This is a genomic window from Pseudoxanthomonas sp. J31, assembly GCF_000510725.1.
In the GTDB taxonomy this organism is placed as follows: domain Bacteria; phylum Pseudomonadota; class Gammaproteobacteria; order Xanthomonadales; family Xanthomonadaceae; genus Pseudoxanthomonas.
Genome location: NZ_AZNZ01000008.1, coordinates 1 through 21,873, shown reverse-complemented (window position 1 = coordinate 21,873; position 21,873 = coordinate 1). Strand labels below are relative to the sequence as shown.

The following is a 21,873-nucleotide window of genomic DNA, read 5'->3' as shown; positions in this document are numbered from 1 at the left end:
GCCGGGGTGCCTGCCAGACAGGTTCGGCCACGGAAGCGCCAGGGAGGCCCAACCCCGGAACCCATGCCCGCGGCGCCACGCCCGGGCGCCCGCACATTGCCCAGACAGGCCGCGGGGCGGTTCCACTGCCAGGAGTTCTGCAATGCCCCAGATCACCATGCGCCAGATGCTGGAAGCCGGCGTCCACTTCGGCCACCAGACCCGTTACTGGAACCCGAAGATGGCCCCGTACATCTTCGGTGCGCGCGGCAAGATCCACATCATCAACCTCGAGAAGACCGTCCCGCTGTTCCAGGACGCGATGAACTTCATCTCGGGCATCGCGCAGAAGCGCGGCACCATCCTGTTCATCGGCACCAAGCGCAGCGCGCGCGACGCCATGAAGGAAGAGGCCGAGCGCTGCGGCATGCCGTACATGACCCAGCGCTGGCTGGGCGGCACCCTGACCAACTTCCGCACCGTCAAGCAGTCGGTCGCCCGCCTGAAGGAGCTGGAGGCCGCCGAGACCGACGGCACCTTCGAAAAGCTGGTCAAGCACGAGGTCCTGGGCCTGCGCCGCGAGCGCGACAAGCTGGAAGCCTCGCTGGGCGGCATCAAGGACATGAACCGCCTGCCCGACGCCCTGTTCGTGATCGACATCGGCCACGAGGACATCGCCATCAAGGAAGCCAAGAAGCTGGGCATCCCGGTGGTGGCCGTGGTCGACACCAACTACGACCCCAACCTGGTCGACTACGCGATCCCGGGCAACGACGACGCCATCCGCGCCGTGCAGCTGTACGCCCGCGCCGCCGCCGACGCGGTGCTGGAGGGCAAGGCCGCCGCCCCGCACGCCGCCACCGTGACCGAGAGCGACTTCATCGAGGCCGACGAGGCCAAGGGCGCCCGCCGCGCCCCGGCCAAGAAGGGCCCGCGCAAGGGCAAGGCCGAGGAAGGCGAGGCCGCCGCGGCCGAGTAAGCCGCACCCGGCGGCCGCCCCGCGCGGCCGCCATCCCCCGCGGGCCCGCCCCAGGCAGGCCCGCTTGCGGGCGGGCCGCCCCGCGCAGGCATGCGCGACGGCCCTCCGCCCGCTCCGCCCCGGCGCGGAGCCACCTTCATCCCGTTAGAGAGGAATTCCCGTGGAAATCACTGCTTCCCTGGTCAAGGAACTGCGCGAGCGCACCGGCGCCGGCATGATGGAGTGCAAGAAGGCCCTGACCGAGAACAACGGCAACATCGACGCCGCCGCCGAGTGGCTGCGCAAGGCCGGCCTGGCCAAGGCCGACAAGAAGGCCGGCCGCGTGGCCGCCGACGGCCGCATCGCGGTCGCCCAGGACGGCGGCAAGGCCGTGCTGGTGGAGATCAACTCCGAGACCGACTTCGTGGCCAAGGACACCAACTTCCTGGCCTTCGCCGAGGCCGTCGCCCAGGCCGCGCTGGCCTCCGGCGCCGACGACGTCGAGGCCCTGAAGGCCGCCAAGCTGGCCTCCGGCGAGACCGTCGAGGAAGCCCGCGCCGCGGTCATCGCCAAGGTCGGCGAGAACGTGCAGGTCCGCCGCCTGGCCCTCATCGACAGCGCCAACAACGTCGCCGCCTACGTCCACGGCGGCCGCATCGGCGTGCTGGTCGAGGTCAAGGGCGGCGACGCCGAGCTGGCCCGTGGCATCGCCATGCACGTGGCGGCCATGAACCCGCCGCACATCAAGGCCTCCGACGTCCCGGCCGAGTTCATCGCCAAGGAGAAGGAGATCGAGCTGGCCAAGATGTCCGAGAAGGACAAGGCCAAGCCGGCCGAGATCCTGGAGAAGATCATCTCCGGCAAGATCAACAAGATCGTCAACGAGGTGACCCTGTACGGCCAGCCGTACGTGCTGGACACCAACCAGAGCGTCGAGCAGGTGCTGAAGGCCGCCGGCGCCGAGGTGGTCCGCTTCGAGCGCCTGGCCGTGGGCGAAGGCATCGAGAAGAAGGAAGACGACTTCGCCGCCGAGGTCATGAAGCAGGCCGGCCTGGCCTGATCAGCCTCCTGGCGCAGTCCCCGAGGAAAAGCCGCGGCCCCGCCGCGGCTTTTCCGCATTAAAGGCCCCGGCGAGCCAGCCGATACCGGTAGCGGAGGCAGCCATGCGCCAGCGCATGGACCGCCACGTTGGGACCGTGGACCCACGCCACGGCGGCAGGTTTCCCCCTGACAGCCACAGACGATGCACCCGGACCTCGAAGCCAGCCTCCTGCACTGCCGCAACCTGCCGTCGCCGCCGGCGATCGCCCTGCAGATCATCGAACTGGCCCAGGACCCCGACGCGGACCTGGCCACCGCCGCGCGGGTGATCGCCATGGACCCCGCGCTCAGCGCGCGCCTGCTGCGGGTGGCCAATTCCCCGCTGTACGCAGGGCGCCGCCGGGTCGAGACCCTGGCCCAGGCGACCACCATGCTGGGCCTCAACGCCACCCTGAGCCTGGCCCTGGGCTTCTCCCTGGCCCGCGGCCTGCGCGCCACCGACGGCGCCGCCGCCGAGCAGGAACGGCTGTGGAAGCGCAGCGTGCTGTCGGCCCTGGCCGCACGCCTGCTGGGCGAGCACGCCGGGCTGGAACGGCTGGAGGACCTGATGCTGGCCGGCCTGCTGCAGGACATCGGCGCCCTGGCCCTGCTGCAGGCCCGCCCCGATGCCTGGCTGGCCCTGCAGGACGGCGGCCGCGTCCCGGCACCGCTGGAGCGCGAGCGCGAGGTGCTCGGCGACGACCATGCCGCGGCCGGCGCCTGGCTGGCCCGGCAGTGGCAGCTGCCCGACCACCTGTGCGACGCGATCGCCGCCAGCGAGGGCTGCCCGGCCCCGGCCAACGCCTTCCAGGCGTGCGTGTTCGCCTCCGGCGCGGTGGCCACCCTGTGGCTGGCCGACGACGACCCCGACGGTGCCCTGCGCACCGCGGCCGAGGCCCGGATCGAGGCCGGCGGCATCGGCGGCCCCGGCACCCTGGACAGCCTGCTGGCGCAGATGGCCTCGGCGGCGCAGGGCTTCGGCGCCCTGTTCGACATGCGCATCGTGCAGCCGGCGCACCTGCAGGCGATCATCGAGCAGGCGCGCGAGCTGCTGGTGCTGCGCAACCTGCGCGAGATCCAGGAGGCCGCCCGCGCCCGCCGCGAGGCCGACGCCTCGCGCGAGCACATCCGCCACCTGACCGAACAGGCCCGGCGCGACCCGCTGACCGGGGTCTACAACCGCATGCAGCTGGAGGAGGCGCTGGAGCGCGAGTTCGCCGCCGCCAGCGCCGCCGGCCAGCCGCTGTCGATCGCCTTCGTCGACCTGGACGGCTTCAAGCAGATCAACGACCGCCACGGCCACCTGGTCGGCGACCAGGTCCTGCGCCAGTTCGCCCAGACCCTGCAGCGCCTGCTGCGCAGCACCGACCTGGTCGCGCGCTACGGCGGCGAGGAGTTCCTGGTGGTGCTGGCCCATTCCAACGAGGCCGCCGCGGCACGGGTGCTGCGGCGGATCCTCGAGGAGACCGCGCGCACCCCGATGGCGGTGGTCGATGGCCACCCGCTGTACGTGACCTTCTCCGCCGGCGTCGCCAGCCGCGACGGCCACGACAGCCCGTTCGCCGACGCCCGCGCCATGCTCCAGGCCGCCGACCAGGCCCTGTACCTGGCCAAGCGCCGCGGCCGCAACCAGGTGGGCCAGCACGGGCAGTGAGGATGTGCGGGCGCAGGCGCCGGGGTTTCCGCTAGAATCCCCGCGTTTGTCCACCCCACTCCCGAGGCCCCCCATGTCCGATCTCGTCCACCGTCGCGTGCTGCTGAAACTTTCGGGAGAGGCGCTGATGGGGTCGGAGGACTACGGCATCGACCCGGTGGTGATCCGGCGCATCGCCGGCGAGGTGATGGAGGCCCGCGAGGCCGGTGCCGAGATCGCCCTGGTGATCGGCGGCGGCAACATCTTCCGTGGCGCCGGCCTGGCCGCCGGCGGCATGGACCGGGTGACCGGCGACCAGATGGGCATGCTGGCCACGGTGATCAACGCCCTGGCCATGCAGGACGCGCTGGAGAAGCTCGGCGGCAAGGTCCGGGTGATGAGCGCGATCAAGATCAACGACGTGTGCGAGGACTACATCCGCCGCCGCGCCGTGCGCCACCTGGAGAAGGGCCGCATCGCGATCTTCGCCGCCGGCACCGGCAACCCGTTCTTCACCACCGACTCGGCCGCCGCCCTGCGCGCGATCGAGATCAACGCCGACCTGCTGCTGAAGGCCACCAAGGTCGACGGCGTGTACGACAAGGACCCGAAGAAGCACCCCGACGCGGTGCGCTTCGAGGAACTGGACCACAACGAGGTCATCGCCCGCGACCTGCAGGTGATGGACACCGCCGCCTTCGCCCTGTGCCGCGACCACGGCATCCCGCTGCGGGTCTACGACCTGTCGGTGCCGGGCAACCTGATGGGCATCCTGCGCGGCGAGCCGATCGGCACCCTGGTCCGCGCCCGCCGCTGACCGCGGCCGCCGCACCCCGACCCCGCGAAGGGCCGCGCACGCGCGGCCCTTTTTCGTGCCTTGCCGCCGCGCCCGGGGCCAGGGATGGCATTACCCGTATAATCGGCCGATTCGGCTCCACCAGGAAACACGGCGATGATCAACGAAATCAAGCAAGACGCGCAGGCACGCATGGCCAAGAGCATCGAGGCCCTGCGCCACAACCTCGTCAAGGTCCGCACCGGGCGCGCCTCCACCGGCCTGGTCGACTCGATCAGGGTCAGCGCGTACGGCAGCGAGGTCCCGCTGTCGCAGGTGGCCGCCGTCTCCGTGTCCGACGCCCGCTCCCTGGTCATCCAGCCCTGGGACAAGGGCATGGTCGGCCCGATCGAGAAGGCCATCCTCGGCTCGGACCTGGGCCTGACCCCCAACACCGCCGGCACCACCATCCGCCTGAACCTGCCGCCGCTGACCGAGGAGCGCCGCCGTGAGCTGGCCAAGGTCGTGGCCGGCGAGGGCGAGGACGCCAAGGTCGCCATCCGCAACATCCGCCGCGACGCCAACCAGAAGGTCAAGGACCTGCTGAAGGAAAAGCAGATCAGCGAGGACGACGTGCGCCGCGCCGAGGACGAGATCCAGAAGATCACCGACAAGGCGATCAAGGACGTCGACGAGGTGGTCAAGGCCAAGGAACAGGAACTGATGGCGGTCTGAGCGGTCTGCCATCCGCATGACCCTCATGTCCGCCCCAGAACGCACCCCGGTCCCCCGCCACCTTGCCGTCATCATGGACGGCAACGGCCGCTGGGCGCAGCGCCGCCGCCGCCCGCGCGTGGTCGGCCACCGCGCCGGCGCGCGCGCGGCCGAGCGCACCATCGACTTCTGCCTGGACCGGGGCATCGGGGCGCTGACCCTGTTCGCCTTCTCCAGCGAAAACTGGGGCCGGCCCGAGGAGGAAGTCAACGCCCTGATGAAGCTGTTCCTGGGCGCGCTGGAACGCGAGGTCGGGGCGCTGGACAAGCGCGGCGTGCGCCTGCGCTTCATCGGCGACCGCGAGCGCTTTTCCCCGGCGATCCGCGAGCGCATGGCCGCCGCCGAGGCGCAGACCGCCGGCAACGGCCGCCTCGAGCTGGCCGTTGCCGCCAGCTACGGCGGGCGCCAGGACATCGCCTTCGCCGCCCGCGCCCTGGCGCGCGAGGTGGCCGCCGGGCGCCTGGACCCGGAGCGGATCGACGAGGCGGCCATGGCCGCCCACGTCGCCCTGGCCGACCTGCCCCCGCCGGACCTGTTCATCCGCACCGGTGGCGACCACCGGATCAGCAACTTCCTGCTCTGGCAGCTGGCCTACACCGAGCTGTGGTTCACCGACACGCTCTGGCCCGACGTGGACGCCAGCGTGCTGCAGCGTGCCCTGGACGACTTCGGCCGGCGCGAGCGCCGGTTCGGCCTGACCAGCGCGCAGATCGCCGCAGCGGAGACCTCCGCATGACCCGCACCCGCGTGATTGCTGCCCTGGTGATGGCCCCAACGGCCATCGCCGCCATCCTGCTGCTGCCCACCCCGTGGCTGGCCGCCGTGGCCGCCCTGGCCATGCTGACCGGCCTGTGGGAATGGCTGAAGCTGGCCGGGGTCGACGACAGCCTGCCGCGCACCGTGCTGGTGGGCCTGAACCTGCTGCTGATGGTCCTGCTGGTCTGGGCCTCGCGCAGCGAGGCCGGCTTCTCGCCGGTGCTGTTCCAGCTGGCGACCCTGGCCGGCGCCGCCGGCTGGGTGCTGTCCCTGCTGTGGCTGTGGCGCCCGGGCTTCGGCGCCGCCGACCGCCCCGCCAACCGCGCGCTCAAGCTGGCCGCCGGCACCCTGGCCGTGGTCCCGGCGTGGTGCGCCCTGTGCCTGGTGCACTCGGACAGCTTCGCCGCCCTCGGCGGTCCGGGCGAGCCGATGGCCCACCGCTGGCTGCTGGCCGCGCTGGCCCTGGTCTGGGCGGCCGACACCGGTGCCTACTTCGCCGGCCGCCACCTGGGCCGGCGCAAGCTGGCGCCGACCATCAGCCCCAACAAGACGGTCGAGGGCGCGCTGGGCGGCATTGCCGGCGCGGTGCTGGTGGCCCTGGCCTTCGGCGCCCTGGCCGGCGCCGGCGTGGCGCAGTGGCCGGGCCTGGCGCTGGTCGCGCTGGTCGCGGCCCTGGCCTCGATCGTCGGCGACCTGGTCGAGAGCCTGCTCAAGCGCCAGGCCGGGGTGAAGGATTCCGGCGACCTGATCCCGGGCCACGGCGGCGTACTGGACCGCATCGACGGCGTCCTCGCCGCCCTGCCGGTCTTCGCCATCGGCAAGGAAATCGCCGGGTTCTGAGCGAGGCCTTCCCCATGTCTTCCCCCGCCGACATCCGCCGGGTCGCCGTCCTCGGAGCCACCGGCTCCATCGGGACCTCGGCCCTCGATGTCATCGCCCGCCATCCCCGGCGCATGCGCGCCACCGTGCTGGCCGCCGGCGACCGGGTCGATGCCCTGGTCCAGCTGTGCATCGCCCACCGCCCCGAGCACGCGGTGATCGCCGACCCGGCACTGTTCCCGCGCCTGCGCGACGGGCTGCGCGCTGCCGGCCTGGCCACCCGCGCCCACGCCGGCAGCGAGGCCCTGGAGGCGCTGGCCGCCGGCCCCGATTGCGACACCGTGGTCGCCGCCATCGTCGGCGCCGCCGGCCTCGGCTCCACCCTGGCCGCGGCCCGCGCCGGCAAGCGCCTGCTGCTGGCCAACAAGGAATCGCTGGTGCTGGCCGGCGAGCTGGTGATGGCCGCCGCGCGCGACGCCGGCGCCACCATCGTGCCGATCGACAGCGAGCACAGCGCGGTGTTCCAGTGCCTGCGCGCCTGCCGCGGCCAGGACGTGCGCCGGATCGTGCTGACCGCCTCCGGCGGCCCGTTCCGCGGCCGCAGCCGGGCCTCGTTGGCCGAGGTCACCCCGGCCCAGGCCGTGGCCCATCCCAAGTGGTCGATGGGCCCGAAGATCTCGGTCGACTCGGCCACCCTGATGAACAAGGGCCTGGAGGTGATCGAGGCCCACCACCTGTTCGGCCTGCCCGGCTCGCGGATCGACGTGCTGGTGCACCCGCAGAGCCTGGTCCACGCCCTGGTCGAGTACGTGGACGGCTCCACCCTGGCCCAGCTGGGCCTGCCGGACATGCGCACCGCCCTGGCGGTGGGCCTGGGCTGGCCGGAGCGGATCGAGTCCGGCGTGGCCGGGCTGGACCTGCTGGCCCAGGGCCGGCTGGAGTTCGAGCCGCCGGACATGGACGCCTTCCCCTGCCTGCGCCTGGCGCGCGGGGCGATGGATGCCGGCGGCACCGCCCCGGCGGTGCTCAACGCCGCCAACGAGGAGGCGGTTTCAGCCTTTCTTCAGGGGCGCGTGGGTTTCCTAGCCATTCCCGCGCTGGTCGAGGATGCCCTCGCCGCATTGCCGGCCGCGCCCGCCAGTTCCCTGGAGGCGCTGCTGCAGGCCGACGCGGACGCGCGCCGAGTGACCCGCCAGATGATCGACCACCGTTCCCCCGGCGGTGCCCCAGCCACCCCGCTCCAGGATGCCCGCCATGGGTGAGTTCCTCGGCTCCGTCTGGTGGCTCATCGTCAGCCTCGGGCTGCTGGTGACCTTCCATGAGTTCGGCCACTACTGGGTGGCCCGCCGCTGCGGCGTGGACGTGCTGCGCTTCTCCGTCGGCTTCGGCAAGCCGCTGTGGTCGCGCCGCAACCGCGCCGGCACCGAGTTCGCCATCGCCGCCATCCCGCTGGGCGGCTACGTGAAGATGCTGGACGAGCGCGAGGGCGATGTCCCGGTCACCCGCCAGGCGCATGCGTTCAACCGCCAGAACGTGTGGCGGCGGATCGCGATCGTGGCCGCCGGCCCGCTCGCCAACCTGCTGCTGTGCGTGGCCCTGCTGTGGGTGATGTTCATGGTCGGCCGCCAGGACTACGCCCCGGTGCTGGGTCGGGTCGGGGGCGTGGCCGCCGAGGCCGGTCTGCAGCGCGGTGACCGCCTGGTCGTGGTCGACGGCCGCCAGGTCGCGACCTGGACCGATGCCAGCCTGGCCCTTGCCGCCCCGGCGCTGGACCGCCGCGACATCGAGGTCACGGTCGAGGATCCCGCCGGCCGTGTCGCCACCCGCACCCTGCGCCTGTCGCGCCTGCCGGACCAGCTGGACGAGCGCCGCCTGGCCGAGCACGCCGGCCTGGCCTGGCAGTTCATGCTGGCCCCGGCCCGGGTCGACCAGGTCCGCGCGGACGGCGCCGCCGCCGGCGCCCTGCTGCCGGGCGACGTGATCCTGGCGATCGACGGCCAGGCGGTGAACGCCGCCGACGAGGTCGCGCCGCTGGTGCGCGCCCTGGGCGAGCGTGGCGGCCCGGGCATGATCGAGGTCGAGCGCGAGGGCGAGCGCCTGGCGATCGAGCTGGAGCCGCGGCGCAGCACCGATCCGGCCCGCGCCGGCGCGTGGGAGCTGGGCATCGTCCTGGCCCCGCCGCAGGCCCCGGCCTATGACGCGGTGCAGCGCTACGGCCCGCTGGCGGCCCTGCCGGTGGCGCTGCGCGAGACCGGCCGCCTGGCCTCCGACTCGCTGGGCATGATGCGGCGCATGGTCACCGGCGAGGCCTCGGTGAAGAACCTCTCCGGCCCGGTCACCATCGCCCGTGCCGCCAACGCCTCGGCCAAGCGTGGCGCCGACTGGTTCCTGTACTTCCTGGCCCTGCTGTCGCTGAGCCTGGCCATCATCAACCTGCTGCCGATCCCGGTCTTGGACGGCGGCCACCTCCTGTATTATTCGATCGAGTTGATCAAGGGCAGTCCGTTGAGCGAGCGGGCGATGGCCACCGGCCAGTACGTCGGCCTGGCCCTGCTTGCCGGCCTGATGGGCCTGGCCTTCTACAACGACCTGCTCGACCTGCTCCCGCGATGACCCTGACGACCACCGGCGCGCGGCGCCGGCGATTCCTGCCCCGATACCCGTTTTCCACCGGATGTGACATGACGCGATTCCCCGTTCGCCGCCTGCTCGCCCTCGCCCTCGCCTCGTCCCTGAGCCTGTCGGCGATGGCGCAGACGGCCGAGCCGTTCACCGTCGCGGACATCCGCATCGACGGGCTGCAGCGCATCGCGGCCGGCACGGTCTTCACCTACCTGCCGGTGGAGCGCGGCGAGACCCTGGACGCGTCCAAGGCCGGCGACACCGTGCGCGCCCTGTACCGCACCGGCTTCTTCGAGGACGTGCGCCTGGACCGCCAGGGCGACATCCTGGTGATCACCGTCACCGAGCGCCCGGCGATCAACAAGCTCACGCTCAACGGCAACAAGGACATCAAGAGCGAGGACCTGCTGCGCGGCCTGCAGGACATCGGCCTGGCCGAGGGCGAGACCTTCGACCGCCTGGCACTGGACCGCGTCACCCAGGAGCTGACCCGCCAGTACAACAACCGCGGCAAGTACAACGTCCAGATCACGCCCACGGTCAGCCAGCTGGACCGCAACCGCGTGGACGTGACCATCGACATCAAGGAAGGCAAGGCGGCCAAGATCCGCCACGTCAACCTGGTGGGCGCCGAGTCCTTCGACACCGAGGAGATCCTGGATACCTGGGAGTCCAAGGAAAGCTCGTGGATGTCCTGGTACCGCCGCGACGACCAGTACTCCAAGGAAAAGCTCTCCGGTGACATGGAGAAGCTCAACTCCTGGTACCTGGACCGCGGCTACGTGGACTTCAGCATCGACTCCACCCAGGTGTCGATCAGCCCCGACAAGCGCGAGATGTACCTGAGCACCTCGATCACCGAGGGCGAGGTCTACAAGATCTCCGAAATCAAGGTCACCGGCGACACCATCCTGCCGCAGGACGTGGTCGAGCGCATGGTGATCCCCAAGGCCGGCGACACCTTCTCGCGCGTGCTGCTTGAAGCCAGCGCCGACGCCATCACCAACACCCTCAGCAACATCGGCTACGCCTTCGCCCGGGTCAACCCGATCCCGACCCCGGACCGCGCCGACCGCACCGTGGCGATCAACCTGCAGGTGATCCCCGGCCCGCGCGTGAACGTGCGCCGGATCGTGTTCAAGGGCAACACCCGCACCTCCGACGAGGTCCTGCGCCGCGAGATGCGCCAGTTCGAGAACGCCTGGTATTCGCAGGCGGCGATCGACCGCTCCACCGTGCGCCTGCGCCGCCTGGGCTACTTCGAGACCGTCGAGGTCGAGACCCCGCAGGTGCCCGGCAGCGGCGACCAGGTGGACGTGGTGTTCAACGTCAAGGAGACCACCTCCGGCAGCTTCGTGTTCGGCCTCGGCTACTCGCAGCTGGCCGGCATGACCGCCTCGGTGCAGCTGTCGCAGAGCAACTTCCTCGGCGGCGGCAACCGCGTGTCGGTGGAGGCGCAGCGCAGCGACTACCTGCAGCGCTACGCGTTCTCCTACATCAACCCGTTCTTCACCGACGAGGGCGTGTCGCTGGGCTACAACGTCTGGTGGCGCGAGCTGGACTACTCGGACTTCAACACCGCCCAGTACAACAGCACCAACGCCGCGGTGCAGACCGTGCTGGGCCTGCCGATCACCGAGCACAGCTCGGTCTCGCTGCTGTTCGGCATCGACAGCAACCAGATCCAGGCCTGGGGCGGCTACACCCCGCAGGCGATCGTCGACTACCTCGACGCGGTCGGCCAGCGCACCTTCCACGCCTGGCGCACCGAGCTGGGCTGGGCGCGCGACACCCGCAACGACTTCTTCATGCCCACCCGCGGCACCTACCAGCGCGTGGGCCTGGAAACCACCCTGCCCGGCTCGACCGCCGAGTACTACAAGCTCAGCTACGAGTTCTCGCGCTACTGGCGCCTGAGCCCGGCGTTCGTGCTGCGCACCGGCCTGGACCTGGGCTACGGCGACAGCTACGGCAGCGAGACCACCCGCCACCTGTGCGTCCCGGTCGACGGCACCACCGCCGATCCCTGCACGCCGGACGCGGCCGGCTACCGCAAGACCGTCACCGCTTCCGGGCTGCCGTTCTTCGAGAACTTCTACGCCGGCGGCACCCGCTCGGTGCGCGGCTTCCGCGACAACACCCTGGGTCCGCGCTCGGAGGTCATCGCCGGCTACCGCGGCCAGCCGATGGGCGGCTCGCTGAAGACCGTCGGCCAGATCGAGATGGTGTTCCCCAAGCTGTTCGACAGCAATGCCGCGCGCGTCTCGGCCTTCGTCGACTTCGGCAACGTGTACAACGGCATCGACGACTTCGACAGCGGCGAGCTGCGCGCCTCCGCCGGCGTGGCCCTGCTGTGGCGCGCCCCGGTGGGCCCGATCTCGATCAGCTACGCGTTCCCGTTCCGCAAGAAGGAAGGCGACGAGCTGGAGCGCCTGCAGTTCACCTTCGGCGGCGGCTTCTGACGCCAGCGCCAGCAGGCACAGGCACGAAGGGCGCCTTGCGGCGCCCTTCGTGTTTCCGGCGGCCCGATCCGGCCGCCGCAGGCCGGGACCGGTGGCGTAGCCCGGACAGGGCCGCAGGCCGCATCCGGGAGGACACGCCCGCCAAGTACCGGACGCGCTTCGCCGATCCGGGCTACGCGGGCGCCGGGCCGCCTTCCCCGCCCGCGGCCGGTGGGCGTGCCGCGGCATCCTCGATCCGGCCCAGCTGGTCCAGCACCGCGGTCGCGTAGCAGCCGGCCGGCAACGCGAACGCCAGTTCCAGCACGTCATCGGCGAGCCAGCGCCAGGCCAGTCCCTGCGGGCGCAGGCGCAGCGCGCGCCGCTCCTGCTCCAGGCCGGCGCGTTCCAGGCCCTCGCGCAGCTTCAGCGAGGTCGGGTCGTCCATCGCCGCCAGCTCCAGCGCCTGGCAGGCGCCTTCGCTGCGCGGCCCGCCGCGACCCCACAGCGGACCGCTGGGATGGATGTCGAACGCGGCCAGGCGCCTGGCGATGTCTTCCGTCATCGGCTCTGGTCCGAACACGCTGCGGCTGCCCTCCAGGGCCCAGACCTCGCCGTCCAGGCCGCGGTCCCAGCTGCCGTCGGCCACGCGCGCGGCCAGCACCTGGTTGAACAGCGCCGAGCGCGCCGCCGACAGCAGCATCGAACGCTGCTCGCGCCCCACCCGCTTGCCGGCGAACATCGCCAGCGCCTTGGCGATGTTGCCGCCGCCATGGCCGAAGCGCTGGTCGCCGAAGGCATTGGGCACGCCGCGGGCGGCGACCTGCCGCAACCGCTCCTCGATCGCCGCGTGTTCGCCCTGCACCCCGCGCAGCACCAGCACGAAGCGGTTGCCGGCCAGCGCCCCGCGCGGCAGCTTGCGCCTGTGGCGGGCCTGGGCCAGCACGCGCAGGCCCTCGCGCTCCAGCGCATCCAGCGGTGGCGGCTCGCGCCCGGGCAGCTGCACGCTGAAGCGCTGCACGGTGACCGCGTGGCGGTCCTTGAGCCCGGCATAGCCGACCGCCACCTCCGGCACCCCGGCCCAGCGCGCGATCTCCCCGGCGACGAAGCCGGTGTTCATGCCGCGCTTCTCGATGGTCAGCAGCAGGTGCTCGCCGTCGCCGCTGGCCTCGAAACCGTCCAGTTCCTCGACCCGGAAATCCTCCGGGACGGAGCGGATCCGCGCCGCCAGCACCGGCGCGCCGAAGGCCTGCATCGGCGCGTTCACGCGCGCACCAGCAGCGCCACCGCCTGCGCGGCGATGCCCTCGCCGCGGCCGGTGAAGCCCAGCTTCTCGCTGGTGGTGGCCTTGACGCTGATCGCGTCCAGGTCCACGCCGCAGGCCTCGGCGATGCGCTGGCGCATCTGCGCCGCGTGCGGGCCGACCTTGGGCCGCTCGCAGACGATGGTGATGTCGGCGTTGCCCAGCTTCCAGCCGCAGCCGGCCACCAGGCCGACGCAGTGGCGCAGCAGCACCAGGCTGTCGGCGCCGCGCCAGCGCTCGTCGCTGGGCGGGAAGTGCACGCCGATGTCGCCCAGCGCCAGCGCGCCGAGGATGGCGTCGCACAGCGCATGCAGGGCCACGTCGCCGTCGCTGTGCGCGACCACGCCGCGCTCGTGCGGCACGCGCACGCCGCCAAGCATCACGTGGTCGCCCTCGCCGAACACGTGGACGTCGTAGCCCTGGCCGATGCGGAAGGGAGGGATGTCGATTGCCATGTCGCAGGTTCCGGTCGTTGCCGGACGGTCCGGCACGTCGTGCCTATTGTGCCCTCCGGGTGGCAGGACCGGGCGTATCCCCTCAGCCAGCGAGGATGTCGGGCCAGAACGCCACCAGGTTCTGCAGCGCATGCGGCAGCGCCGCGGCGGCGAAGGCGTGGCGGAAGGAGCGCCGGCGCCAGGTCATCCAGCAACAGCTGAAGACGAAGAACGGGAACCAGGTGCCGATGAACCAGATCGGCGCGACCAGGCCATGCAGCAGCCCCCAGAGCAAGCCTGCGAGCAAGGCCCTGGACGGGATGCTCCAGCGCCCTGGCATCAGCGCCAGCATCCCGCCCAGCAGCAGGGTCTCCACCACCGGCGCGAACAGGACGCCCCCGATGAAGGCGCGCCATCCGGTACCGGCGTCGACCTGGTCCATTCCGTCCCTCGGAAGGCCTGCAAGCTCCAGCACGGCAAGCCCGAGCGCGACGCAGGCCAGGGCACCGGCGAGGGAGACCAGGAAGGCCAGGAACGACCGCCACAACAGGCGGCCATCCGGGTCAGCCAGCAACGCGTCGCGGAAGAACCTTCCCACCTTCGCCATCACGACCTCCCTGTCGTGCCGGCACCGCTCAGCGGCGCGAAAGCTCGAACTCGAACCGTGCCAGGTCGGCGGGCGTGGTGACCTTGAAGTTGTCCTCGCGGCCTTCCACCAGCAGCGGGCGCTGGCCCTGCAGTTCGAACGCCATGGCCTCGTCGGTGACCTCCACCCCTGCGGCCGCGGCGGCCTCCAGGGCGCGGGTCAGCTGCAGGCGCCGGAACAGCTGCGGGGTCAGCGCGCGCCACAGCCGCTCGCGCGGCTCGGTGCGGTCGATGCCGCCGTCGTCGCCGGCGCGCTTGAGGGTGTCGCGCACCGGCGCGGCCAGGATCGCGCCGACCGGATCGAGCCGGCCGCGCTCCAGCAACCGGTCCAGGTCCTCCAGCGCCAGGTTGGGACGGGCGGCATCGTGGACCAGCACGAAATCGTCCGGGCGCACCGATTCGGGCAGCGCCTGCAGCGCGGCCAGCACCGAGGCGGCGCGGCTGTCGCCGCCGGTGCAGGCCAGCAGCGGCTTGCCGCGGTACTCGTGCCAGCCAGGCCAGCGCGGGTCGTCGCCGGACAGCGCCACCACCACCCCGGCCACCGCCGGGTGCGCCAGCAGCGCGTCGAGGGTGTGCACCAGCAACGGCTTGCCGGCCACTTCCAGGTATTGCTTGGGGACCTCGCCGCCGAAACGGGTGCCGCGGCCCGCCGCGGGCACCACCGCCCAGATGCCGCCCATCAGTCCTCCTCCGCCGCCGGCGGGGGCGGCAGCGGGCGCGGCGGGGTGTCCTCGACCACGCGATAGAACACCTCGCCCGGCTTGATCATGCCCAGCTCGCTGCGCGCGCGCTCCTCGACCGCGGCCACGCCCTCCTTGAGGTCGCGCACCTCGGCCGCGAGCGCGGCGTTGCGTTCCTCCAGGCCCGCGTTCTCGCGGCGCTGGGCCTCGACCTGCGCCGCCAGCGCGGTGACCTCGCCCGCGTTGCCGATGCCGAACCAGAGCCGGTACTGCAGCCATCCCAGCAGCAGGACCAGCCCCAGGAGCACCCATCGCAACACGGGCGATCCTCCCTCAGCGCTTCAGCGAGACGAAGGCGTCGCGGCCGGCGTAGCGGGCCGAGCCGCCCAGCGCTTCCTCGATGCGCAGCAGCTGGTTGTACTTGGCCACGCGGTCGCTGCGGCACAGCGAGCCGGTCTTGATCTGGGTCGCTGTGGTGGCCACGGCGATGTCCGAGATCGTGGTGTCCTCGGTCTCGCCCGAGCGGTGCGAGACGATCGAGGCGTAGCCGGCCTTGTGCGCCATGGCGATGGCGTCCAGGGTCTCGCTCAGGGTACCGATCTGGTTGACCTTGATCAGGATCGCGTTGGCGGTGCCCGAGTCGATGCCCTGCTTGAGGATCTTCGGGTTGGTCACGAACAGGTCGTCGCCGACCAGCTGCACCTTGCTGCCCAGGCGCTCGGTCAGCTGCTTCCAGCCGGCCCAGTCGTCCTCGGCCAGGCCGTCCTCGATGGTGATGATCGGGTACTGGGCGACCCAGTCGGCCAGGAAGTCGACGAACTGCTCGGAGGACAGGCGCTTGTTCTCGCCCACCAGGTGGTACTTGCCGTTGTCGTAGAACTCGCTGGAGGCCACGTCCAGGCCCAGCAGCACGTCCTCGCCGGCCTTGTAGCCGGCCTTGCCAATGGCCTCCAGGATGGTGTCCAGGGCCTCGACGTTGCTGCGGAAGTCCGGGGCGAAGCCGCCCTCGTCGCCCACCGCGGTGCTCAGGCCGTGGCCCTTGAGCACGGACTTGAGCGAGTGGAACACCTCGGTGCCGGCGCGCAGGGCCTCGGAGAACGAGGAGGCGCCGACCGGCAGGATCATGAACTCCTGGAAGTCGACGTTGTTGTCGGCGTGGGCGCCGCCGTTGATGATGTTCATCATCGGCACCGGCAGCGACACGTTCGACTCGGTGATCGAGGCGATGTACTGCCACAGCGGCTGCTTCTTCGAGGCGGCCACGGCATGGGCGGCGGCCAGCGACACGCCCAGCAGCGCGTTGGCGCCCAGGCGGCCCTTGTTCTCGGTGCCGTCCAGGTCGATCAGGCGGCGGTCCAGGCCCTGCTGGTCGGCGGCGTCGAAGCCGGCCAGGGCCTCGGCGATGGCGCCGTTGACGTTGGCCACCGCGTTCTTCACGCCCTTGCCCAGGTAGCGGGTCTTGTCGCCGTCGCGCAGCTCCACCGCCTCCTTGGTGCCGGTGGAGGCGCCGGACGGCACCGCGGCACGGCCGAAGGAACCATCGGCCAGGGTGACCTCGGCTTCGAGGGTGGGGTTGCCGCGGCTGTCGAGGATTTCGCGGGCGTGGATCTTGGCGATGCTGGTCATTGGGATGGCTAGCGTCCGGTGGGTGGAGTCGTCCGGAAGTTTAACGGAGCCGGGCCCGGCTTTGGCGGCTTTTCCCGGGCTTTTCCGCCACTTGCGGCGGCCCGCCTTCGTTGCCGCGGAAACGGCCGCCCCGGAACGCAGGACGGGCGCCCTGGGGCGCCCGCCTGGTCGTGCCCTGGCCACCCCCACGGGGCGGTTTCAGAGGGTCTGTTCGATGAAGCCGTGCTTCTTGGTGATCGAGTCCAGCGCCAGCAGGGTTTCCAGCAGCGCCTCCATCTTGCCCAGCGGCCAGGCATTGGGGCCGTCGGACAGGGCCTTGGCCGGATCCGGGTGGGTCTCGGCGAACAGGCCGGCCACGCCCACGGCCACCGCCGCGCGCGCCAGCACCGGCACGAACTCGCGCTGGCCGCCGGAGCTGGTGCCCTGGCCGCCCGGCAGCTGCACCGAATGGGTGGCGTCGAACACCACCGGGCAGCCGGTCTGCCGCATCACGCTCAGCGAGCGCATGTCGCTGACCAGGTTGTTGTAGCCGAAGCTGGCGCCGCGCTCGCACACCAGGATCTGCTCGTTGCCGGTGGACCTGGCCTTCTCCACCACCGGCTTCATGTCCCACGGCGAAAGGAACTGGCCCTTCTTGATGTTCACCGGCTTGCCGGCCGAGCACACGTTGCGGATGAAGTCGGTCTGCCGCACCAGGAACGCCGGGGTCTGCAGCACGTCCACCACCGCGGCCACCTCGTGCAGCGGGGTGTATTCGTGCACGTCGGTCAGCACCGGCACGCCGATCTGGCGCTTGACCTCGGCCAGCACCTTCAGGCCCTCCTCCAGGCCCGGGCCGCGGAAGCTGCTGCCGGAGGTACGGTTGGCCTTGTCGAAGCTGGACTTGAAGATGAAGTTGATGCCCAGCTTGCCGGTGATCTCCTTGAGCCTGCCGGCCACGTCCAGCTGCAGCTGCATCGATTCGATCACGCAGGGGCCGGCGATCAGGAACAGCGGCTGGTCCAGGCCGACTTCGAATCCACACAGTTTCATTGCTTCTTCCTCTTCCGGGGACGGCGGCCGGCGCGCGGCGCCGGCGACTGGACGATCGGTTCACCCCGGCCGGCGCGAAGGGCGCGCCAACCGGGCGGCGGGCCTCAGGCCCGCGCCTCCTTCAGCAGCTTGCCGCCGGCCTTCTTCTCGCGCGCGGCGCGGATGAAGCCGACGAACAGCGGATGGCCCTCGCGCGGGGTGGACAGGAACTCCGGGTGGGCCTGGCAGGCCAGGAACCACGGATGCTCGTTGCGCGGCAGCTCCACCATCTCCACCAGGGTGTCGTCCATCGACTTGGCCGAGATGACCAGGCCGGCGTCCTCCAGCTGGGTACGGTAGCGGTTGTTGAACTCGTAGCGGTGGCGGTGGCGCTCGGCGACCACGTCCTTGCCGTACAGCTCGCGCGCCAGGGTGCCCGGCTTGAGCCGCTGCTCCTGCAGGCCCAGGCGCATGGTGCCGCCCAGGTCGGACTTCTCGTCGCGCTTCTCCACCTCGCCGGTGCTGGTGCGCCACTCGGTGATCAGGCCGATCACCGGGTGCGGGCACTGCTTGTCGTTCTCGGTGCTGTTGGCGCCTTCCAGCCCGGCGCGGTGGCGGGCGAAGTCCACCACCGCCGCCTGCATGCCGTAGCAGATGCCGAAGTACGGGATGCCGTGCTCGCGCGCGAACTTCGAGGTCAGGACCTTGCCCTCGAAGCCGCGGTCGCCGAAGCCGCCCGGGACCAGGATGCCGTCCACGTCGGCCAGCAGCGCCTCGGCGCCTGCGGTCTCCATGTCCTGCGACTCCAGCCACTTCAGGTTGACCCGGGTGCGCTGGCGCAGGCCGCCGTGCTTGAGCGCCTCGCCCACCGACTTGTACGCGTCCTTGTGGTCCACGTACTTGCCGACCACGGCGATGGTGACCTCGTCCACCGGGTTGACCGTGGCGTCGACCGCGGCCTCCCACTCGTGCAGGTCGGCCGGGCGCGGCGGCTGCAGGCGCAGGCGGTCGACCACCAGCGCGTCCAGGCCCTGGGCGTGCAGCTCCAGCGGCAGCTTGTACAGCACGTCCACGTCCTGCACCGAGATGACGGCGCGCTCGGGGACGTTGGTGAACAGCGCGATCTTGCGGCGCTCGCCGTCCGGCAGCGGCTGCTCGGAACGGCACAGCAGCACGTCCGGCTGGATGCCGATCGAGCGCAGTTCCTTGACCGAGTGCTGGGTCGGCTTGGTCTTCAGCTCGCCGGCGGCGGCGATCCACGGCACCAGGGTCAGGTGCATGAACAGCGCCTTCTCCGGGCCGCGCTCGGCACGGATCTGGCGGATCGCCTCCAGGAACGGCAGCGACTCGATGTCGCCCACCGTGCCGCCGATCTCGACCAGGGCCACGTCGTAGCCCTCGGTGGCCTCGTCGATGCAGCGGCGGATCTCGTCGGTGATGTGCGGGATCACCTGCACGGTGGCGCCGAGGTAGTCGCCGCGGCGCTCCTTGCGGATCACCTCGGCGTAGATCCGGCCGGTGGTGACCGAATTCTTGCGGCTCAGGCGGGTGCGCACGAAGCGCTCGTAGTGGCCCAGGTCCAGGTCGGTCTCGGCGCCGTCGTCGGTGACGTAGACCTCGCCGTGCTGGAACGGGCTCATGGTGCCCGGGTCCACGTTGATGTAGGGGTCCAGCTTCATCATCGTGACCCGCAGGCCACGGGCCTCGAGGATGGACGCGAGCGAAGCGGCGGCGATGCCCTTGCCTAGCGAGGACACCACGCCGCCGGTAACGAAGATCAGGGGAGTCATTTGGCGGGGCTCCGGAAAGCCGTAGTTTACCGGCTCGACCGCCCGAGCCCAAGCCGGCGGCTACCCGCCGGCGCGCCCGGAGCCGACGAAAAAGCCCGCCGGACAAGGGCCGGAGGGCCTGGAACAGGTCCTGAACGGGCGCCTTCAGCGCCGTTCGCGCTGCTCTTCTTCCTCTTCGCGCTGCGGGCGCGACTTGTTGCGCGGGTCCTGGCCGGACCGGGCCGCCTCGCGGCGGCGGGCGCGTTCGTCGGCCTCGGCATTGTCCCTGGCCTCCTGGGCCTTGTGCTCGGCCAGCGCACCCTGGCGGCCCTCGGCCTTGCGCTCCTGGGCCAGCGCCGGGACGGCGATGGCCGCGACCGCCACCGCGGCGGCCACTGCGCTCCAGATCAGGCGTCGGTTCATGGCGTTCCTCCGCTTGGGGGGGGGGCATTGCGCCGGCCACGGGGGGCGGCCGGCCGCGGCTCGTGCCGCGGCCCCGGTTATACGTCCGCGCGCCCTGCGCCGGCCTGAACGGGCTGGCGGGCGTGCAAAAACGGCAGACAGGCCGCACACTTGCGCGTCTTTACCGCGTCCCCGAAGGTTCCATGAGCAGCCGTTACAACGCCGCCGACATCGAAGTCCTGTCCGGCCTGGACCCGGTCAAGCGCCGGCCCGGCATGTATACCGACACCTCGCGCCCCAACCACCTGGCGCAGGAGGTGATCGACAACGCGGTGGACGAGGCGCTGGCCGGGCATGCGCGCTCGGTCGAGGTCACCCTGTACCGCGACGGCAGCTGCGAGGTGGCCGACGACGGCCGCGGCATGCCGGTGGACATCCACCCCGAGGAGAAGATCCCGGGCGTGGAGCTGATCCTCACCCGCCTGCACGCGGGCGGCAAGTTCAGCAACAAGAACTACACCTTCTCCGGCGGCCTGCACGGCGTGGGCGTGAGCGTGGTCAACGCCCTGTCCACCCTGGTCGAGGTGCACATCAAGCGCGACGGCGCCGAGCACCGCATCACCTTCCGCGACGGCAACCGCGCCACCCCGCTGGAGGTGGTCGGCACCGTCGGCAAGAAGAACACCGGCACCCGCGTGCGCTTCTGGCCGGACCCGAAGTACTTCGACAGCCCGAAGATCAACGTCCGCGCCCTGCGCCACCTGCTGCGCGCCAAGGCCGTGCTGTGCCCCGGCCTGACCGTGACCCTGTTCGACGAGGCCTCCGGCGAGCGCGACACCTGGCACTACGAGGACGGCCTGCGCGACTACCTCAAGGGCGAACTGGCCGGCCGCGAGCTGCTGCCGCCGGAGCTGTTCACCGGCTCGCTGAAGAAGGAGACCGAGGTGGTGGACTGGGCCGTGGCCTGGGTCCCGGAGGGCGAGCTGGTCCAGGAGAGCTACGTCAACCTGATCCCCACCGCCCAGCACGGCACCCACGTCAACGGCCTGCGCTCGGGCCTGACCGACGCGCTGCGCGAGTTCTGCGACTTCCGCAACCTGCTGCCGCGCGGGGTCAAGCTGGCGCCGGAGGACGTGTGGGACCGCGTCGCCTTCGTGCTGTCGCTGAAGATGAGCGACCCGCAGTTCAGCGGCCAGACCAAGGAGCGCCTGTCCTCGCGCCAGGCCGCCGGCTTCATCGAGAGCGCCGTGCACGACGCCTTCAGCCTGTGGCTGAACCAGAACGTGGACATGGGCGAGCGCATCGCCCAGATCGCGATCGAGCGCGCCAGCGCGCGCCTGAAGACCGAGAAGCAGGTCGTCCGCAAGAAGGTCACCCAGGGCCCGGCCCTGCCCGGCAAGCTGGCCGATTGCATCAGCCAGGACCTGTCGCGCACCGAGCTGTTCCTGGTGGAAGGCGACTCGGCCGGCGGCAGTGCCAAGCAGGCGCGCGACAAGGACTTCCAGGCCATCCTCCCGCTGCGCGGCAAGATCCTCAACACCTGGGAAGTGGCCTCCGGCAGCGTGCTGGCCTCGCAGGAAGTGCACGACCTGGCCGTGGCCATCGGCTGCGATCCGGGCAAGGACGACCTGTCGGGCCTGCGCTACGGCAAGATCGTGATCCTGGCCGACGCCGACTCCGACGGCCTGCACATCGCTACCCTGCTGTCGGCGCTGTTCCTGCGCCACTTCCCGGCCCTGGTCGCCGCCGGCCACGTGTTCGTGGCCATGCCGCCACTGTTCCGCGTGGACGTGGGCAAGCAGGTGTTCTACGCCCTGGACGAGGAAGAGAAGCGCCTGCTGCTGGAGAAGATCGCCCGCGAGAAGATCAAGGGCCAGGTCAGCGTGACCCGCTTCAAGGGCCTGGGCGAGATGAACCCGCAGCAGCTGCGCGAGTCCACCATCCACCCCGACACCCGCCGCCTGGTGCAGCTGACCGTCGACGACGGCGAACAGACCCGCGCGCTGATGGACATGCTGCTGGCCAAGAAACGGGCAAGCGATCGCAAGGCGTGGCTGGAGACGAAGGGCGATCTGGCCTCGTTAGAGGTCTAAAAGCCTCGCACGTCCAGACTGCTGGGCCGTGGCGACGGCCCCGACGTCGTCGCACTTCAACGGCGCAGGGGCGCGG

Annotated in this window: 20 protein-coding genes; 11 read left to right on the top strand and 9 right to left on the bottom strand. The window is 71.3% G+C overall.

The genetic code is table 11. The annotated features are described in order from the left end of the window. Nucleotides 1-142 precede the first annotated feature (142 nt). The 10 genes from rpsB to bamA all read left to right on the top strand — a co-directional run bounded on the left by rpsB (nt 143) and on the right by bamA (nt 11,858). On the top strand, nt 143-958 hold the full coding sequence (gene rpsB, locus PSEJ31_RS0109950; protein ID WP_028915361.1) for a 30S ribosomal protein S2: 816 nt from the start codon (nt 143-145) through the stop codon (nt 956-958). A 160-nt stretch (nt 959-1,118) separates the two neighbouring features. Continuing rightward, complete coding sequence (tsf, locus tag PSEJ31_RS0109945; RefSeq protein WP_028915360.1) at nt 1,119-1,997, top strand: translation elongation factor Ts; 879 nt, start codon at nt 1,119-1,121, stop codon at nt 1,995-1,997. A 183-nt stretch (nt 1,998-2,180) separates the two neighbouring features. Continuing rightward, nucleotides 2,181-3,671, top strand: coding sequence for a GGDEF domain-containing protein (locus PSEJ31_RS0109940; RefSeq protein WP_019397590.1), 1,491 nt, complete (start codon nt 2,181-2,183; stop codon nt 3,669-3,671). 73 nt (nt 3,672-3,744) lie between these two features. Continuing rightward, entirely contained in the window at nt 3,745-4,467 is a 723-nt protein-coding gene (gene pyrH / locus PSEJ31_RS0109935) for a UMP kinase (RefSeq protein ID WP_026010286.1), read from the top strand. Nucleotides 4,468-4,602: 135 nt separating this feature from the next. Next, nucleotides 4,603-5,160, top strand: a complete 558-nt coding sequence (frr, locus tag PSEJ31_RS0109930) for a ribosome recycling factor (RefSeq protein ID WP_019397588.1) — start codon at nt 4,603-4,605, stop codon at nt 5,158-5,160. A 25-nt stretch (nt 5,161-5,185) separates the two neighbouring features. Beyond that, the gene (gene uppS, locus PSEJ31_RS0109925; protein ID WP_026010285.1) at nt 5,186-5,935 is read left to right on the top strand and encodes a polyprenyl diphosphate synthase; all 750 of its coding nucleotides are present in this window, start codon (nt 5,186-5,188) and stop codon (nt 5,933-5,935) included. Continuing rightward, complete coding sequence (locus tag PSEJ31_RS0109920) at nt 5,932-6,795, top strand: phosphatidate cytidylyltransferase (RefSeq protein WP_028915359.1); 864 nt, start codon at nt 5,932-5,934, stop codon at nt 6,793-6,795. Before uppS ends, PSEJ31_RS0109920 begins: the two co-directional genes overlap by 4 nt. A 14-nt stretch (nt 6,796-6,809) precedes the next feature. Then, nucleotides 6,810-8,036 (top strand): 1-deoxy-D-xylulose-5-phosphate reductoisomerase, encoded by a 1,227-nt coding sequence (locus PSEJ31_RS0109915; protein ID WP_028915358.1) that lies wholly within the window; start codon nt 6,810-6,812, stop codon nt 8,034-8,036. Next, nucleotides 8,029-9,387, top strand: a complete 1,359-nt coding sequence (rseP, locus tag PSEJ31_RS0109910; RefSeq protein ID WP_028915357.1) for an RIP metalloprotease RseP — start codon at nt 8,029-8,031, stop codon at nt 9,385-9,387. Before PSEJ31_RS0109915 ends, rseP begins: the two co-directional genes overlap by 8 nt. A gap of 68 nt (nt 9,388-9,455) precedes the next feature. Then, on the top strand, nt 9,456-11,858 hold the full coding sequence (bamA, locus tag PSEJ31_RS0109905) for an outer membrane protein assembly factor BamA (protein WP_028915356.1): 2,403 nt from the start codon (nt 9,456-9,458) through the stop codon (nt 11,856-11,858). 172 nt (nt 11,859-12,030) lie between these two features. On the opposite strand, the gene truD is transcribed toward bamA, so the two are convergent. The 9 genes from truD to PSEJ31_RS0109860 form a co-directional block, all read right to left on the bottom strand. Beyond that, complete coding sequence (gene truD / locus PSEJ31_RS0109900) at nt 12,031-13,089, bottom strand: tRNA pseudouridine(13) synthase TruD (protein ID WP_051403718.1); 1,059 nt, start codon at nt 13,087-13,089, stop codon at nt 12,031-12,033. A gap of 8 nt (nt 13,090-13,097) precedes the next feature. After that, entirely contained in the window at nt 13,098-13,592 is a 495-nt protein-coding gene (gene ispF, locus PSEJ31_RS0109895) for a 2-C-methyl-D-erythritol 2,4-cyclodiphosphate synthase (protein WP_019397581.1), read from the bottom strand. An 82-nt stretch (nt 13,593-13,674) separates the two neighbouring features. Beyond that, entirely contained in the window at nt 13,675-14,178 is a 504-nt protein-coding gene (locus PSEJ31_RS0109890; RefSeq protein ID WP_232207884.1) for a hypothetical protein, read from the bottom strand. Nucleotides 14,179-14,206: 28 nt separating this feature from the next. Continuing rightward, nucleotides 14,207-14,899: a 2-C-methyl-D-erythritol 4-phosphate cytidylyltransferase gene (ispD, locus tag PSEJ31_RS0109885; protein ID WP_125076623.1), complete on the bottom strand. Its 693-nt coding sequence runs from the start codon at nt 14,897-14,899 to the stop codon at nt 14,207-14,209. Then, the gene (gene ftsB, locus PSEJ31_RS15955) at nt 14,896-15,216 is read right to left on the bottom strand and encodes a cell division protein FtsB (RefSeq protein WP_050992118.1); all 321 of its coding nucleotides are present in this window, start codon (nt 15,214-15,216) and stop codon (nt 14,896-14,898) included. Before ftsB ends, ispD begins: the two co-directional genes overlap by 4 nt. 13 nt (nt 15,217-15,229) lie before the next feature. Next, entirely contained in the window at nt 15,230-16,522 is a 1,293-nt protein-coding gene (gene eno / locus PSEJ31_RS0109875) for a phosphopyruvate hydratase (RefSeq protein ID WP_019397577.1), read from the bottom strand. Between the two features lie 198 nt (nt 16,523-16,720). After that, nucleotides 16,721-17,554, bottom strand: a complete 834-nt coding sequence (gene kdsA, locus PSEJ31_RS0109870) for a 3-deoxy-8-phosphooctulonate synthase (RefSeq protein WP_028915354.1) — start codon at nt 17,552-17,554, stop codon at nt 16,721-16,723. A gap of 104 nt (nt 17,555-17,658) precedes the next feature. Continuing rightward, complete coding sequence (locus PSEJ31_RS0109865; protein ID WP_028915353.1) at nt 17,659-19,323, bottom strand: CTP synthase; 1,665 nt, start codon at nt 19,321-19,323, stop codon at nt 17,659-17,661. 144 nt (nt 19,324-19,467) lie between these two features. Continuing rightward, nucleotides 19,468-19,725, bottom strand: a complete 258-nt coding sequence (locus tag PSEJ31_RS0109860) for a hypothetical protein (RefSeq protein ID WP_019397708.1) — start codon at nt 19,723-19,725, stop codon at nt 19,468-19,470. A gap of 182 nt (nt 19,726-19,907) precedes the next feature. On the opposite strand from PSEJ31_RS0109860, the gene parE reads away from it, so the two are divergent. Then, entirely contained in the window at nt 19,908-21,797 is a 1,890-nt protein-coding gene (gene parE / locus PSEJ31_RS0109855; RefSeq protein ID WP_028915352.1) for a DNA topoisomerase IV subunit B, read from the top strand. The last annotated feature ends 76 nt before the right edge of the window (nt 21,798-21,873 follow it).

Excerpts from the sequence above, each read along its gene's own strand:
- PSEJ31_RS0109865 (WP_028915353.1), bottom strand. The coding sequence starts at position 19,323 with ATGACTCCCCTGATCTTCGTTACCGGCGGCGTGGTGTCCTCGCTAGGC.
- parE (WP_028915352.1), top strand. The coding sequence starts at position 19,908 with ATGAGCAGCCGTTACAACGCCGCCGACATCGAAGTCCTGTCCGGCCTG.
- bamA (WP_028915356.1), top strand. The coding sequence starts at position 9,456 with ATGACGCGATTCCCCGTTCGCCGCCTGCTCGCCCTCGCCCTCGCCTCG.
- rpsB (WP_028915361.1), top strand. The coding sequence starts at position 143 with ATGCCCCAGATCACCATGCGCCAGATGCTGGAAGCCGGCGTCCACTTC.
- frr (WP_019397588.1), top strand. The coding sequence starts at position 4,603 with ATGATCAACGAAATCAAGCAAGACGCGCAGGCACGCATGGCCAAGAGC.
- PSEJ31_RS0109890 (WP_232207884.1), bottom strand. The coding sequence starts at position 14,178 with ATGGCGAAGGTGGGAAGGTTCTTCCGCGACGCGTTGCTGGCTGACCCG.
- eno (WP_019397577.1), bottom strand. The coding sequence starts at position 16,522 with ATGACCAGCATCGCCAAGATCCACGCCCGCGAAATCCTCGACAGCCGC.
- uppS (WP_026010285.1), top strand. The coding sequence starts at position 5,186 with ATGTCCGCCCCAGAACGCACCCCGGTCCCCCGCCACCTTGCCGTCATC.
- PSEJ31_RS0109860 (WP_019397708.1), bottom strand. The coding sequence starts at position 19,725 with ATGAACCGACGCCTGATCTGGAGCGCAGTGGCCGCCGCGGTGGCGGTC.
- PSEJ31_RS0109940 (WP_019397590.1), top strand. The coding sequence starts at position 2,181 with ATGCACCCGGACCTCGAAGCCAGCCTCCTGCACTGCCGCAACCTGCCG.
- pyrH (WP_026010286.1), top strand. The coding sequence starts at position 3,745 with ATGTCCGATCTCGTCCACCGTCGCGTGCTGCTGAAACTTTCGGGAGAG.
- PSEJ31_RS0109915 (WP_028915358.1), top strand. The coding sequence starts at position 6,810 with ATGTCTTCCCCCGCCGACATCCGCCGGGTCGCCGTCCTCGGAGCCACC.
- truD (WP_051403718.1), bottom strand. The coding sequence starts at position 13,089 with ATGCAGGCCTTCGGCGCGCCGGTGCTGGCGGCGCGGATCCGCTCCGTC.
- rseP (WP_028915357.1), top strand. The coding sequence starts at position 8,029 with ATGGGTGAGTTCCTCGGCTCCGTCTGGTGGCTCATCGTCAGCCTCGGG.
- kdsA (WP_028915354.1), bottom strand. The coding sequence starts at position 17,554 with ATGAAACTGTGTGGATTCGAAGTCGGCCTGGACCAGCCGCTGTTCCTG.
- PSEJ31_RS0109920 (WP_028915359.1), top strand. The coding sequence starts at position 5,932 with ATGACCCGCACCCGCGTGATTGCTGCCCTGGTGATGGCCCCAACGGCC.
- ispF (WP_019397581.1), bottom strand. The coding sequence starts at position 13,592 with ATGGCAATCGACATCCCTCCCTTCCGCATCGGCCAGGGCTACGACGTC.